Here is a 13,805-nt window from a genome sequence, read left to right on the forward strand (position 1 = left end):
TTTACACAAATTAAAATTCGTGGAAATTTGTGCAATTCGGTTAGTTTTTTTAATGAACAACAGCAACCTTCACAATTTTCAAAATCGAATTGCCGTCGGAAACTTTACACATATAAATCCCATTCGCGAAAGCGGAAACATCCAATCTTGAACCATCAATAAGCGATTGTCGTTTCAAGACTGATTTTCCTGTAATATCAAAAACTTCAATATTTACAGTATTGATAAGGCTTTTGTTAGAAAACACCAATTCATCGTGGGCCGGATTTGGGGACAAACCTATGTTATCATAAAAATTATCATCATTTACAGCAAGACTGCAATTGGTTAAATTTCCCGGCATATTGGCATCTAACCATGCTATTCTTGTCGTGATCCAATTTTTGAATTTGGAAATCTGACCTGCAAAAGTATTCCGGATCCTGTTCAATTTCAGGTGTTCCGGTATTTAACCCAAGATTGCCCCATTTTTCAAAATGTCTTGCCTGTGCTTCATTTAACTTTGAAGCGGTTGCATCAATGTAATTATTGAGCGCATTGTTGCTGAGTATCGTCGAACGAAAATACGTCCAGCGGCATTTTAATCTGTTCCTGAATGTGGGATCCTGCATCAGCCTGACATACCAGCCAGGCGAATTTACATCCGGTCCGCAATCGTTAATGTGGTATGCCCAGCCTGAACCATCAGTGGCGGCGAAAATATCGCATTCGGGAATATTCTTCACGGCCAATCAAAATCCCAAACCGGACCTGCTTTTAATTTTGAAATCGCAGTCGGCGTATTAATGTCTTTATTAAAATAACTGCTTTTCTTAAAACCATCATTATTACGCGCCAATTCATTGACAATGAAATAATCTATAAACGAATCGGTGTCGAGATATTTATTATAACCATTTACAGGATCGGCGAAATTGTTGCCGTACAAGGCCGTTTCCAAATCATTAACAAAGGTCTTGATATAGTTCTTCTGCTGCACCGTGATATCTTCCGATTTCGGATAATCGTAAACCAGATGCACATCATAAGAAGGATGGTCAATCGGATGGTAATTGAGCAGCCAACTGTTGCTGTCGTCCCAATAATCGTTTTTGATGATATAACCGCCGGTGACATCGATTCCTGAATTTTCGGTTGCAGTGAGTTTGGCAATATCGACACGGTTATGGTCGCGTTTAATGTTTTCCATCAATAAATATACACCCTGATAAATGCCGTTTAAAACCACTTCACAATACTGGCTTCGTGTGGCATAATGCCCCATTTGACTGAAAAGGGAATATGCCAGTGCATTTCGCATGAAAACCTTATCGTTGTAATTCGCGATCAAAAGCCAATCGTGCTCTTCGGGCATTCCGAGCAGCGAAACGTTGAGTTCTTCGAGTGTGGCATCGCGGGTTTCGAATTTATATGGTTTTTGCGGAAGTCCCTGTGAATAATTACCGCGCATCTCAATTCCGATATTGCCATTGAAATTGTCAGGTGCGTCAGTTATGTGATTGATTTGTCCTTCGCCGTTGTAAATAATGCCCATCGTACCGTCGATTTTAGGTTCATCGGGAATCGGCACATTATCGGTATCAATGATTACAATCGGTAGATTTGACGAACTGAAAACAAAAGGAACACTCGCATCATAAGCAAAATAAATGCTCCAGCCATTGACGGTTCCGGTATCGGCATCGGGATAAGTATCACGGATTCTAAGTTTCCATTGGCCGTTGCCGCTTTGCCCGTTATTGACATTTCCTAAAGTTTCCTGTGGCTTGAAAGTTCCCGTGAATGGCGGCGACGCACTGTTGATTGGCGTTCCGGCAGACATATTGAGACAGGTATTGATAAAATTCTGTCCGGAGCCGCCGATTCCTGAAAATAAATTTACTGTTGTCCCATCCGGTGCGATCAACTCTACATTCAAATCGGAGTCATAAGTATGTGAAATATTCAGGCAAACCTGTACCAAACCTAAAGAAGCATTGAGATTTTCGGTCAGCCCTGAAACATTCACCGTGTAATAATTGTAAGCACCATCATCTGAAATATCGCCTGTACTGCCATTGAAAGTCTGCGCCAGCATCGAAAATGAAGAAAAAAGAAACAGTAAAAAAGTAATTTTTTTCATAAAAATGAATTAAAAGTCTTTGAATTTTCAGACTTTTCAGAAAGCCAAATATATATAAAAATGCATTTCGCTTAACATTGGTTTAACATCAGTGTTTTGGTCGAAAATATTTAATAAATCTTTGGGAAACTTTGTATTTTAGCGAAGTAAATTTGTGGAATCAAATTCTATCCAAATGAAAAATTTATTTTTATCACTAATCGTCATCATCAGTTCTGTTGCTTGTACAAAGGCACAAAAGACCAGCTTTTCGGATTTAGCACTTAAAGAAAGACTGACTGCTCTTGATGGTGCTGAAGTTACTTTTGGCGACATCATAAATCAAAATAAAGGAAAAACCGTTGTCATTGAATGTTGGGCTTCCTGGTGCGGTGATTGCGTCAAGGCAATGCCGAAACTCAAGGAACTCCAAGCTTCAAATCCTGATGTGGCCTATGTTTTTATTTCTATGGATAAAGTCGTTGACAAATGGAAAGAAGGTATTGCCAAGCACGATCTGAAAGGCCAGCACTTTTGGGTAAATGACAAAGATCTGATGAAAGGCTCGTTTGGAAAATCGATTGATTTAGACTGGATTCCGCGTTACATCGTCGTTGACAAAACCGGAAAAATCATCCTATACCGCGCCATCGAAACCGACTTCGAAAAAATAAACGCTTTACTAAAAACCCAAAAATAATGAGAACAAAAATTGTTGCCGGCAACTGGAAAATGCACAAAAATGCAGAAGAAACCGAAGATTTGCTAAATGAACTAATCGATAAATTACCAAGTGACAAGGAAGTTCGCATTATCGTGGCGCCAACTTTTGTCAACCTGGCATCTGCTGTCGATCACCTCGAATTTACCAATATCGGTGTTGCCGCACAAAATATGCACCAGGCCGAAAGTGGTGCTTTTACCGGAGAAATTTCCGCTGATATGCTCAAAAGCATTGGCGTTGATACTGTAATTCTCGGGCATTCAGAACGTCGCGCTTACTTTCACGAAAGTGATGCATTATTGGCATCAAAAGTTGATACAGCGCTTAAACATGATATGACCGTTATTTTTTGCTTTGGCGAAGAATTGAAAGACAGACAATCAGGCAATCATTTCAATATTGTTGAAAACCAACTCAACGACGGTATTTTTCATGTGGAAGAAAAGAGCTGGGAAAATATCATTTTGGCTTACGAACCCGTTTGGGCAATCGGAACGGGCGAAACTGCGAGTTCGGAACAAGCGCAGGAAATGCACGAATTCATCCGCGAGACCATTCGCAGGAAATTCGGAAGCAATGTTGCCGAAGACGTTTCAATCCTTTATGGCGGCAGCGTAAAACCTGACAATGCAAAAGAAATTTTTGGAAAACCTGATGTTGACGGCGGATTGATTGGCGGTGCGGCTTTGAAAGCAACAGATTTTGCTGCAATTGTAGACGGAATTTAATCTAATACGATTTCACTTATACAAAACCCTTTCTGACCGAAAGGGTTTTTATTTTTCCGATATTTTTCGTAAATTATCATCCCGTAAATTCAATATGATGAATAAGTTATATATCGCTTTATTGTTTTTTATCATAGTAATTTCAGTGAATGCCCAGACTTTTCAGGAGCAATTCAAGGATTTAGTGACGAAAAAAGATACCGTTGCACAATTGAGATTGCTTCAGAAATGGGAAAAAACAAATCCGGACGACCCGGAACTTTTTACTTCGTGGTTCAATTATTATGCAACCAAAAGCATGAAGCCGCTCATCAGCCTTGATAAAAAACAAAAAGGGAAACAGTCTTTTATTGCAAAAGACGCGAACGACAGCGTTGCTTTTTATCTGAATGAAAGTACACGATTTGATGCTGATGCCCTGAAATCGGGCTTTGCTTATATCAATAAAGGCATTGCGAAATTTCCCGAAAGGCTTGATATGCGCTTCGGAAAAACATTTATACTTGGCAAAATTGAAGATTACGATAATTTCACAAAAGAGGTCATCAAAGCGATTGAATTCGGGCAAAAAATCAATAACCAATGGACATGGACTGACAACAAGCCTGTAGAAGACCCATTGAATTTCATGCTCGCCTCGATACAGGATTACAGCGTTCAGTTGTACAACACCAATGACGATGCGCAGTTGCCCAATATGCAGAAAATCGCTGAAACTGTTCTGAAATATTATCCTGATAATATTGAAAGCCTTTCGAATCTTTCAATCGTTCAGATGCTGAACAAAGAATACGACAAGGCAATCGCCACTTTAACCAAAGCCGAGAAAATCAATCCGAAAGATTATATCGTACTGAATAACCTCGCACAGGCCTATCGTTCGAAAGGTGATAAGGCAAATGCGCGAAAATATTACGAATTGACGGCAAAGTACGGCGATAATGATGTGAAGGAATTCGTAAAACAACAACTTGAAAAACTCAACGAGAAACAATAATACTAAAATACATTAAACTTAAAACTCCTGATCATGGCACAAGAAATCTGGCTCAACTTACCGGTAAAAAACGTAGAAAAATCTAAAAATTTCTTTAAGGCTTTAGGCTACGAATTCAATTCTCCAAACGACAATGAAACTATGGCAGGCCTTAAAATAGGCGAAAGCATTGTCATGTTATTTGAAGAAAACACGCTCAAAACATTCATGATGAATGAAATCACTGACACTTCAAAAAGCTCAGAACTGATGATTTCAATCGGTGCCGACAGCCGTGAGAAAGTTGATAGTTTTGCTAAGAATGCCGCCGCCGCCGGAGGAAATGTTTTTGCAAAACCTGCAGAAATCCAAGGCTGGATGTATGGCTGTGCTTTCGCAGATTTGGATGGGCACCGCTGGAATGCACTCTACATGGACCACGATAAAATGCCTAAATAATTAAATTCCGATTTCTATCTGAAAGCGGACATACCAGTTATTTTTGGTTGAATTGTCGATAAATGTCTGCTTTTCAGTGGTGAATTCGGCCTGCAATTTCAAAGCGTGTTCCCAGATGTATTTGTTGACGCCGAAAGTAAATTGATCGGTGTTCGGCGAAAAAGCGCCGATTTCACTATCAACTTTTTGAATCGAATAACGACCAATAAATTCATATTTCGACGGCAGGCAATAACTCAATTGATAATCCATTCCGTAACCGGTAAAAACGGCACGTTGCAGAGTCGCATCGGCGGGATTTACCGTTACCGGATTGTCTGCATGCCTGTCCATATAAGCAGCAATAGCACACCAGCCTTTATATTTCGCGATTGCATCTAACAGCAATCCTGAAATATCGCGGGTTTCATAAAGGAAATCACCAGTTTGCCCAATGTCTTTCTTGCTTTTTGGTTAATGTTGTAAGCGCCGGAAACCATTAGTTTTGGTTTTGGCTCACGAAGGATATCACCTTCAAAATAATGGCCGTCTTTTTTGAAAGTACCGAATGGTAACAACTCAATTTTTCCTGTCAATGAAATGCCGTTGTTGTCTTTTAAATTGGAATTATTGCTGTTGGTCGTCCAATTTCTACCTTCGCCAAGCGTCGCTGCACCTTTAAAATTATAGGAGAATTGATCCTTGGATTCATTAAGATTGGCAACATGAAAACCGAAATCACGGTCAATTCCGAACTTAAAATTGTTGATGGAACGGTCAGTCAACTGCAATGCCCCTGAAGAATTCACGGTCTGCCTCGTTCCCGGCAATTTCGTTACACCAAATCCGAATTGCCAGTGTCTGTTAGGTTTATAATAAAACATCGCATCGCGAATCACGTTAAGGTTTTCGCCGGGTTTTTCAGTACCGACGTCGCCTGCGCCAAATGACAATTGAATTACGTAAAGAAATTTCGGATTGCCAACAAATCCGTCAAAACGCAGCCTTAAACGGCGCACCTGTGCTTCATAAAAACCGTCTTGCCCTTCATTCTCATAATAGGTAAGCCTGTTTTGTATCCTGAACCTGATATTGAACTGGAAAATACTGTCAGGACTTGTAACGCCGAGGCCTTTTCCGTAATTATAATAAGGCAATGACGATAATTTCAGGTCGTTATTTTTCTTGTTAACGCCGATATCCTGCGCGTTTGCGGCCAATCCGCAAAGCAAAAGCAATAAGTAAAAATGTTTCATGACAGTTGTGTTTGTTACAGCAAAAGTAAAATAAATATCGGTTTACAAAGTGTATTGCCAACTGATGCTTACATTTGCAAAAAATTAATTATGTCGATTACATATTTAGGTTATCATTTTACAGTCGAGCCGAAAGACAGCGGTTCTGAAATCCTCGTGGCAGAGCTGGGCGAAAAGCCTTTTGAAAGTTTCATAGAGACCGAAACCGGCGTTACGGCTTATATCCAAAAGCAATTCTGGTCAGAAAATGTACTCGAAGATATCCAGATATTAGATTCTCCCGAATTCAAAATCTCCTACAAAATTGAAGAGATCGAGCAGGTCAACTGGAATGAAGAATGGGAAAAAAATTTCGAGGCAATTGACGTTGATGGTAAGTGCCATGTACGTGCACCTTTTCATCCTGCAACCAACGCCGAATATGAAATCGTAATTGAACCAAAAATGAGCTTTGGTACCGGTCATCACGAAACGACACACATGATGATCCAGCATTTGCTAGACATGAATGTTACCGGAATGAAAACTTTAGACATGGGTTGCGGCACAGCAATTCTGGCGATTTTGGCCGAAATGAAAGGCGCACAACCAATTGACGCAATCGACATTGACAATTGGTGTTACCTGAATTCGATTGAAAATGCCGGGCGCAATAATTGCAAACATATTTCGGTTTATGAAGGTGATGCTTCTTTATTGAAAGGCAGAAAATACGATTTGATTATTGCCAACATCAACCGTAATATTTTATTGAATGACATGCAACAATATGCCGAATGCCTCAATAGTGCCGGTATTTTGTTGCTGAGTGGTTTTTATGAAGAAGACATCGTGGCGATTGATGCATGTTGTAAAGAAAACGGACTCACATTCGACAAAAGCTGCAAAGAAACCAATGGGTTTCCTTGAAATATACCAATTAATCAGCCGAATCTGACGCTATGGAGACGATTGAAAAAGTACAGGAAGAAGTCCTGATTGACGACAAAACCGGTAACAACAACGAAATCGTGTTGTTCAATGACGACGTGAACACTTTTGACCATGTGATTGAAACGCTGATCCGCGTTTGCAACCACACGCCGATACAGGCGGAACAATGTGCGCTTTTGGTGCATTATAAAGGAAAGTGTACTGTAAAAACAGGCTCTTTTGAAGAATTGAAACCACAATGCACACAACTACTTGAAGCAGGATTGAGTGCAGAAATTATATAAAAAAAGCCCTTACAAATTGTAAGGGCTTTTTCATTACTTGAAATTTATTAATTCACTTTCGTAAAATATTCTGTTGTAACGTAAGTGATTTGAGATTGGGTTACCGTTGCCGTAATCTGCAAATCTGAATTAGTCAGTTTTGTAACTTTATAAGTTCCTTCGTATTCTCCACCTGCGATCGTTATATCGTTCCCTGATTTAACATAAGTAGTTGCTGTTCCCGTGCTTGCTTCACAAGCATCCTGGCGTTGTGAAAATACACAGTATTGTTAAGCGCGCCGGCTTGCGTAAACTCAATAAAATCTTTATCGCAACCTGCTTCATTACCCTCGTATGGGTTGTTTAATGCCGTTTGCCCATTTACTTTACTGACTGTTTTGGTTGGCGTCCATTTTCCAACAATTGAAGCGGATGTTGCGCTATTATCGTCATCGCTGCTGCAAGAACTCAATGATAATCCTGTTAATAGTATTCCTGCTAATAATACCTTGAAATTTTTCATAATTTGAATTTTAGTTTTATGTTTTATAAGAACTCGAAAAATAGGAAATTATTCCGTTGCTTTTGTTAATTTTTTTCTAAACCAATATTAAACTTAACATTTTTAGAAAAATTTATTTTGAAAGTTTAGTTTTCAATTAGTTATCGATATTCAATTTTTTTGAATTCCTATTTTGACTCGCTTATTTTGATAATTCGCTATTTCAGCAATCGTTTTCGTAAATAATTTGACCCACGAAAACGATTGAAATTCCTTTTTAGGCTGAAATCACCCTTACATTACCACAACACCTTTAAGAATTTGGTGTAAAATTAACCTATACAATCGATAAAAAAATTCTCGGTCAAAGTCAAAATGCACTACAAATGTGGTTTCTTCATCTAATCAAACAATATATCAACCTGTATAGTTTTTATATAGTTGTGCCATGAGTAATGATTAGCGTCTAATCCTAAATTTGATGAACACTAATCAAAATATTATGAAAAAAATTACATTATCCATTTTCCTTATGCTTACAGCGTTCGGATATTCCCAAAATGCTCCGATAACGATGGAGCCCGGAGGAAATGGTTCGTAACCTGAGCATATACCGTTTTCGAAAACAATACAAATCCTGCGGTTGAAATTGTTGCCAATCCCAATGCAAGTGGTATTAACACCTCAGCAACGGTTGCGAAATTTACCGCATTACAATCCGGGAACCCATGGGCTGGTTGCGAAACACAACATGGTTCTGACATCGGAACCTTCACCCTTTCTGCCTCCAACGCAATCATCAAAATCATGGTCTACAAAAATGTCATCAGTGATGTTGGCATCAAATTCGCCACTGCAAGCGGTGATTCTTCAGGTGAAATTAAAGTAGTCAATACTTTGATCAATCAATGGGAAGAACTGACTTTTGATTTTACCGGAAAAGTCGGAATTCCGTCCTCAACAAACATCGACCAGATTATCTTTTCCCGGATTTTAATTTTGCGAGAACCGCTGACGAAGTTGTCTATTTCGACAATGTTACTTTTTCTGCCGGCACTGTAACCCCGGTTTCAGAACCGACCGTCGCAGCCCCTACGCCAACTGCGACAGATGTGATTTCATTATTCAGTAATGCTTATACGAACGTTCCTGTTGACACCTGGCATACAAGTTGGTCAGATGCAACTTTGGAAGATGTTCAGGTTGCAGGAAATGACACAAAAAAATATACTTCATTAAATTTTGTCGGAATCGAAACCGTAGCTTCAGAAATCGACGCGACAAATATGGATTACCTGAATATCGATGTTTGGTCACCAAATTTTACGGTTTTTAAAGTGAAATTAGTCGACTTTGGCGCCAATATGGTTTATGACGGTCGGGAATGGGTGACGATAAGGAGCACGAACTCACTTTCAATAATCCTGCACAAAACCAATGGGTTACACTTCACATTCCTTTATCAGATTTTACAAACCTGACAACACGCGCCAACATCGCACAAATGATTTTTGTTGGCGGCGGCCAGACCGTTTATGTAGATAATGTTTATTTCAGTAACGATCCACCTCCTATGAACACAGATCCTTTGACAGCCGCTCCGGATCCGACTTTGCCCCAATCGGATGTTATTTCGATGTTCAGCAACGTTTATACAAATGTTCCTGTGGATACATGGCATACAAGCTGGTCTGATGCGACTTTAGAAGATGTCCAGATTTTAGGAAACGACACTAAACGATATACTGCATTGAATTTCGTTGGCATTGAAACTGTGACTTCAGAAATTGATGCAACAAATATGACTTATTTTAATTTGAATGTATGGTCTGCAGATTTCAGTGTTTTTAAAGTGAAATTAGTTGATTTTGGTGCCAACGGTGTTTATGACGGAACGGGAATGGGCGATGACAAAGAGCACGAAATCACTTACAACGCCCCGGCACAGGCACAATGGATTACGTATCATATCCCGCTATCGGCATTTGAAAACCTTACCACAAGAGGCCATATCGCACAGTTGATTTTTGCTGCCGGAGGCGCGAAAGTTTACGTAGACAATGTTTATTTCAGCAATGAAGCCGTAGGCCTGCCACCTGTTACTGATCCTTTGGTTGCCGCTCCTACCCCGACTATGCCACAGGCGAATGTAATCTCCATGTTCAGTAACGCTTACACTAATGTGGCTGTTGATACGTGGAGAACCGACTGGTCTAACGCGACGCTTACTGACGTTCAGGTTGCCGGAAATGACACTAAAAAATATACTTCATTAAACTTCGTCGGTATTGAAACTGCTACTCCTGCTACACAATTAGACATCACAGCAATGGATCATTTTAATGTAGATGTATGGTCGCCTGATTTTACCGTTTTCAAAGTGAAATTGGTTGATTTTGGTGCAAATGGCGTTTATAACGGGCCAGGCTCAGATGATGTTGAACATGAACTTGTTTTCAATAATCCTGCGCAAGGCCAATGGATAACTTACAGCCTTCCGTTATCAGACTTTACCGGATTGGTTACAAAACAACACATTTCGCAATTGATTTTTGCCTCTGGCGGAAGCAAAGTATATGTTGACAATGTATATTTCAGTACAGAAAACCTTAATCTTCCAACACAAGCGGTTACGAAAATCGCGATGTTCCCGAATCCGGCAGATAAGATTGTGAATTTTGCAAGCATCGAAAACATTCAGGAAATTTCGATTGTCAGTATGTTAGGACAACACGTGATGACGATTAATCCGAATGCAACCGAAGCGAAAGTAAATATCGATACGCTTTCAAAAGGCGTGTATATCGTTAACATTTCCGGCAACGGAAAATCAGAATCCAAGAAATTAGTTATTCAATAAACACAAATCTTTTTCTTGAAAAGCACGGATTTCGATTCGTGCTTTTTTGTTTAAATTCAATTGGTAAAATAACCTAAACCGAAGTTTTTACCTATTTTTATTGACGCTTAACCTAACAAAATGCCAAGATATTTTTTTCAACTGATTGCTTTCTTTACGTTTTCTGTAGTTTTTGCACAGGAATTACCGCCGATTTTAAAATACAGTCCATCGACTTATGAAGCCGGAAACCAAAACTGGATGATCGGCCAGGACAAAAATCATTTCGTATATTTTGCCAATAACGAAGGGCTTTTAGAATTTAATGGTGCCGAATGGACGCTGTATCCAACACCAAATGAAACCATTATGCGCTCGGTCAAAGTAATCGGAAGTCGTATTTACACCGGTTGTTATATGGAATTCGGTTATTGGAAAAAACAACCTGACGGCCGATTGAAATACTATTCGTTAAGTAAATCGATCAAATCAAAAATCCTTGAAGACGAGCAGTTCTGGAACATTCTTCAATATGACCAATGGGTGATTTTCCAATCGCTGAACCAGATTTACATTTACGACACGAAGACAGAAACTTTTAAGGTCATTCCTTCTAAAAGCGGGATTTATAAAGCATTTGTCGCCAATAACGCCATTTATTTCCAGACTGTTGCTGAAGGATTATTTGAAATTGAAAACGGAACCAGCCGGTTGGTCTCGAACGACCCGATTCTCATACAAAATAAAATCGTCGGATTATTGCCCGACGGCGATGGTCTGCTCGTACAAACGCAATTCAACGGATTTTACAAATTGCAGAACGAAAGCCTTACCAAATGGGCTACCGAAGCCGATTCTGCCTTGAGCATGAGCAGTGTATATAGCTCACAGGCGCTTTCCGATGGCGGTTTTGCTTTAGGTTGTGTTTCTGACGGCGTCTTTATTTTGTCGCGCGAAGGAAAAATCCGATACCACATCACGCAGGACAAAGGCCTGAGCAATAATACCGCTTTAACGCTTTTTGAAGATGCCGATAAAAACCTGTGGATTGGCCTCGACAACGGCATCAATTGCGTGAATTTGCTTTCGCCAGTCAAGACATTTTCCGATGATACGGGCGTTTTGGGGACAGTTTACGCCTCAGTTTTGTACAACAATAAACTTTACATCGGTACAAATCAGGGATTATTTTATAAAAATTATAATTCTAACGATGCTTTCCAATTCATTAGCGGTACGAAAGGACAGGTCTGGTCGCTGCACATTTATGACGGAACGCTATTTTGCGGTCATGACATCGGTACATTTATCATCAGGGACAACATGGCACAACGCATTTTTGCCGCTTCGGGAACCTGGAAATTTGAAAGCGTTCCGTATCGAAAAGACCTTTTACTGCAAGGCAATTATTACGGCATGTCGGTTTTGCAGAAAATCAATAACCAATGGGTTTTCCGGAATAAGATCAGCGGTTTTGATTATTCGGTGAAATATTTCGAAATCACAAATAATTACGACGTTTACATCAGTCATGAATATAAGGCACTTTATAAACTGCACATCGATAAAGATTTACGTAATGGCTCAGGATTAAAGACCTATACGACACCAACAAAAGGCAAAAACGCTGGCTTGGCGAAATTCAACGGGACGATTTATTACGCTTACAAAGAAGGCATTTTCAGGCTTAACCCGAAAACTTCGGCGTTTGAAAAAGACAAATTCCTTACTGATGCGTTGAAAAAAGACGAATATATTTCGGGAAAGCTCATTGTTGACCAATCGAATAAAATGTGGGTTTTTACCAAAAATTACATCAATTATTTTTCTTTGGGAAAACTCAGCACACAACTGAAGCAGAACATCATTCCGATTTCCCGCGTCATTGACCAACTCGATGTCGGGTTATGAAAATATTACGCAGATTTCAAATGCTGTTTATCTGATTGGTACAACAGATGGCTATTATACGCTTAACATCGATGATTTGAGTTTCAATAATTACAGCATCTCGATTACGAATATTGTTACGAATAAACTCAATGGTGAAACGCATTTCGCTGCAATTGCGGGCGATGGCGATTTTAAATATGGCGAAAATAACATCACATTTTCTTATACGATTCCGGAATACAATAAATACATCAATGCCGAATACCAGTATTTACTCGAAGGCAGCCAGAATGAATGGAGCCAGTGGAGTGCGAAATCAACCGTGAATTTTAAAAATCTCCCACCAGACAATTATACTTTTAAAGTCCGTGCGAAAATCGGGAATTCTTATTCTGAAAATGTCGGCATTTATCGTTTTACGATTTTAAAACCATGGTACGCAACGAATCTTGCTATAATTATTTATATCATCCTGATTTGTATAATGGCGCATTTCATCAATAAAGCATACAAAAATTACTATTACAAGCAAAAAGAAAAACTTATCGAAGAGAACAACCTGTTGCTTGAAATCAAGGAACTTGAAAATGAGCAGCAATTAATGAAAGTCAAAAACCAGCAGCTTTCGCAGGATGTCGACAGCAAAAACCGCGAACTTGCCGTTTCAACAATGAGCCTTATCCAGAAGAATGAACTGCTCGCCATCATCAAAGAAGATTTGAAAAAAACCGGTGATGACAGTAGTAAGAATATTAAATCTGTGATTACTACGATCAGCAAAAACATCAGTGAAGAAGATACCTGGAATACTTTTAAGGAAGCCTTCAATAATGCAGATAAAGATTTCCTGAAGAAGGTAAAAGCCGCGCATCCATCGCTTACGCCGAATGATTTGAGGCTTTGCGCTTATCTCAGACTGAATCTTTCTTCAAAAGAAATCGCACCATTATTGAATATTTCCGTTCGAAGCGTAGAGATAAAACGATATCGTTTGCGCAAGAAAATGGATTTACCGCACGAACAAGGACTTGTAGAGTATATTTTGTCAATATAATCTATACAAAATCGGGAAGATTTGCCTATACAACACCACAACAAAACCGTTGTAGAAGCTTAATTTCATTATACAAATTCTATTTCTGATTCTTGTTA

General features: G+C 39.3%; 14 protein-coding genes and 2 pseudogenes. 11 read left to right on the forward strand and 5 right to left on the reverse strand.

Features of this window, described 5'->3' with window-relative positions; genetic code table 11:
• Positions 1-49: 49 nt before the first annotated feature.
• From ACSLFW_RS17825 to ACSLFW_RS17835, 3 genes are all read right to left on the reverse strand, one after another.
• Complete coding sequence (locus tag ACSLFW_RS17825; RefSeq protein ID WP_436557487.1) at positions 50-421, reverse strand: T9SS type A sorting domain-containing protein; 372 nt, start codon at positions 419-421, stop codon at positions 50-52.
• Positions 303-611: a CotH kinase family protein gene (locus tag ACSLFW_RS17830; RefSeq protein WP_436556862.1), complete on the reverse strand. Its 309-nt coding sequence runs from the start codon at positions 609-611 to the stop codon at positions 303-305. Before ACSLFW_RS17830 ends, ACSLFW_RS17825 begins: the two co-directional genes overlap by 119 nt.
• Before the next feature lie 110 nt (positions 612-721).
• Complete coding sequence (locus ACSLFW_RS17835) at positions 722-2,122, reverse strand: CotH kinase family protein (protein WP_436556863.1); 1,401 nt, start codon at positions 2,120-2,122, stop codon at positions 722-724.
• A gap of 175 nt (positions 2,123-2,297) precedes the next feature.
• Between ACSLFW_RS17835 and ACSLFW_RS17840 the strand changes: the two genes are divergently transcribed.
• From ACSLFW_RS17840 to ACSLFW_RS17855, 4 genes are all read left to right on the forward strand, one after another.
• A complete protein-coding gene (locus tag ACSLFW_RS17840) occupies positions 2,298-2,801 on the forward strand; it encodes a TlpA family protein disulfide reductase (RefSeq protein WP_436556864.1) in 504 nt (167 codons plus the stop codon).
• Positions 2,801-3,553 (forward strand): triose-phosphate isomerase, encoded by a 753-nt coding sequence (gene tpiA, locus ACSLFW_RS17845; protein WP_436556865.1) that lies wholly within the window; start codon positions 2,801-2,803, stop codon positions 3,551-3,553. Before ACSLFW_RS17840 ends, tpiA begins: the two co-directional genes overlap by 1 nt.
• 94 nt (positions 3,554-3,647) lie before the next feature.
• Entirely contained in the window at positions 3,648-4,550 is a 903-nt protein-coding gene (locus ACSLFW_RS17850; protein WP_436556866.1) for a tetratricopeptide repeat protein, read from the forward strand.
• A 33-nt stretch (positions 4,551-4,583) separates the two neighbouring features.
• Positions 4,584-4,988, forward strand: a complete 405-nt coding sequence (locus ACSLFW_RS17855; RefSeq protein WP_436556867.1) for a VOC family protein — start codon at positions 4,584-4,586, stop codon at positions 4,986-4,988.
• Here ACSLFW_RS17855 and ACSLFW_RS17860 read toward each other — a convergent pair.
• Positions 4,989-6,223, reverse strand: a pseudogene (locus tag ACSLFW_RS17860) (porin).
• A 90-nt stretch (positions 6,224-6,313) separates the two neighbouring features.
• Here ACSLFW_RS17860 and prmA point away from each other — a divergent pair.
• Both prmA and ACSLFW_RS17870 read left to right on the forward strand, forming a co-directional pair.
• Positions 6,314-7,146: pseudogene (gene prmA, locus ACSLFW_RS17865) on the forward strand (50S ribosomal protein L11 methyltransferase).
• An 18-nt stretch (positions 7,147-7,164) separates the two neighbouring features.
• The gene (locus tag ACSLFW_RS17870) at positions 7,165-7,440 is read left to right on the forward strand and encodes an ATP-dependent Clp protease adaptor ClpS (RefSeq protein WP_436556868.1); all 276 of its coding nucleotides are present in this window, start codon (positions 7,165-7,167) and stop codon (positions 7,438-7,440) included.
• A 181-nt stretch (positions 7,441-7,621) separates the two neighbouring features.
• Here the strand turns inward: ACSLFW_RS17870 and ACSLFW_RS17875 are convergent, their stop codons facing one another.
• Positions 7,622-7,942 carry a hypothetical protein gene (locus ACSLFW_RS17875; protein WP_436556869.1) on the reverse strand — a complete coding sequence of 107 codons (321 nt, stop codon included), beginning with the start codon at positions 7,940-7,942 and terminating at the stop codon, positions 7,622-7,624.
• Positions 7,943-8,728: 786 nt separating this feature from the next.
• Between ACSLFW_RS17875 and ACSLFW_RS17880 the strand changes: the two genes are divergently transcribed.
• From ACSLFW_RS17880 to ACSLFW_RS17900, 5 genes are all read left to right on the forward strand, one after another.
• Positions 8,729-8,983 carry a hypothetical protein gene (locus ACSLFW_RS17880; RefSeq protein WP_436556870.1) on the forward strand — a complete coding sequence of 85 codons (255 nt, stop codon included), beginning with the start codon at positions 8,729-8,731 and terminating at the stop codon, positions 8,981-8,983.
• A gap of 50 nt (positions 8,984-9,033) precedes the next feature.
• Complete coding sequence (locus ACSLFW_RS17885; RefSeq protein ID WP_436556871.1) at positions 9,034-9,402, forward strand: hypothetical protein; 369 nt, start codon at positions 9,034-9,036, stop codon at positions 9,400-9,402.
• Entirely contained in the window at positions 9,306-10,781 is a 1,476-nt protein-coding gene (locus tag ACSLFW_RS17890) for a T9SS type A sorting domain-containing protein (protein ID WP_436556872.1), read from the forward strand. The genes ACSLFW_RS17885 and ACSLFW_RS17890 overlap by 97 nt, the downstream gene beginning before the upstream one ends.
• Before the next feature lie 120 nt (positions 10,782-10,901).
• The gene (locus ACSLFW_RS17895; RefSeq protein ID WP_436556873.1) at positions 10,902-12,671 is read left to right on the forward strand and encodes a two-component regulator propeller domain-containing protein; all 1,770 of its coding nucleotides are present in this window, start codon (positions 10,902-10,904) and stop codon (positions 12,669-12,671) included.
• On the forward strand, positions 12,658-13,707 hold the full coding sequence (locus ACSLFW_RS17900; protein ID WP_436556874.1) for a triple tyrosine motif-containing protein: 1,050 nt from the start codon (positions 12,658-12,660) through the stop codon (positions 13,705-13,707). The genes ACSLFW_RS17895 and ACSLFW_RS17900 overlap by 14 nt, the downstream gene beginning before the upstream one ends.
• Positions 13,708-13,805 lie beyond the last annotated feature (98 nt).

This window comes from Flavobacterium sp. 3HN19-14, from assembly GCF_051373205.1.
In the GTDB taxonomy this organism is placed as follows: domain Bacteria; phylum Bacteroidota; class Bacteroidia; order Flavobacteriales; family Flavobacteriaceae; genus Flavobacterium.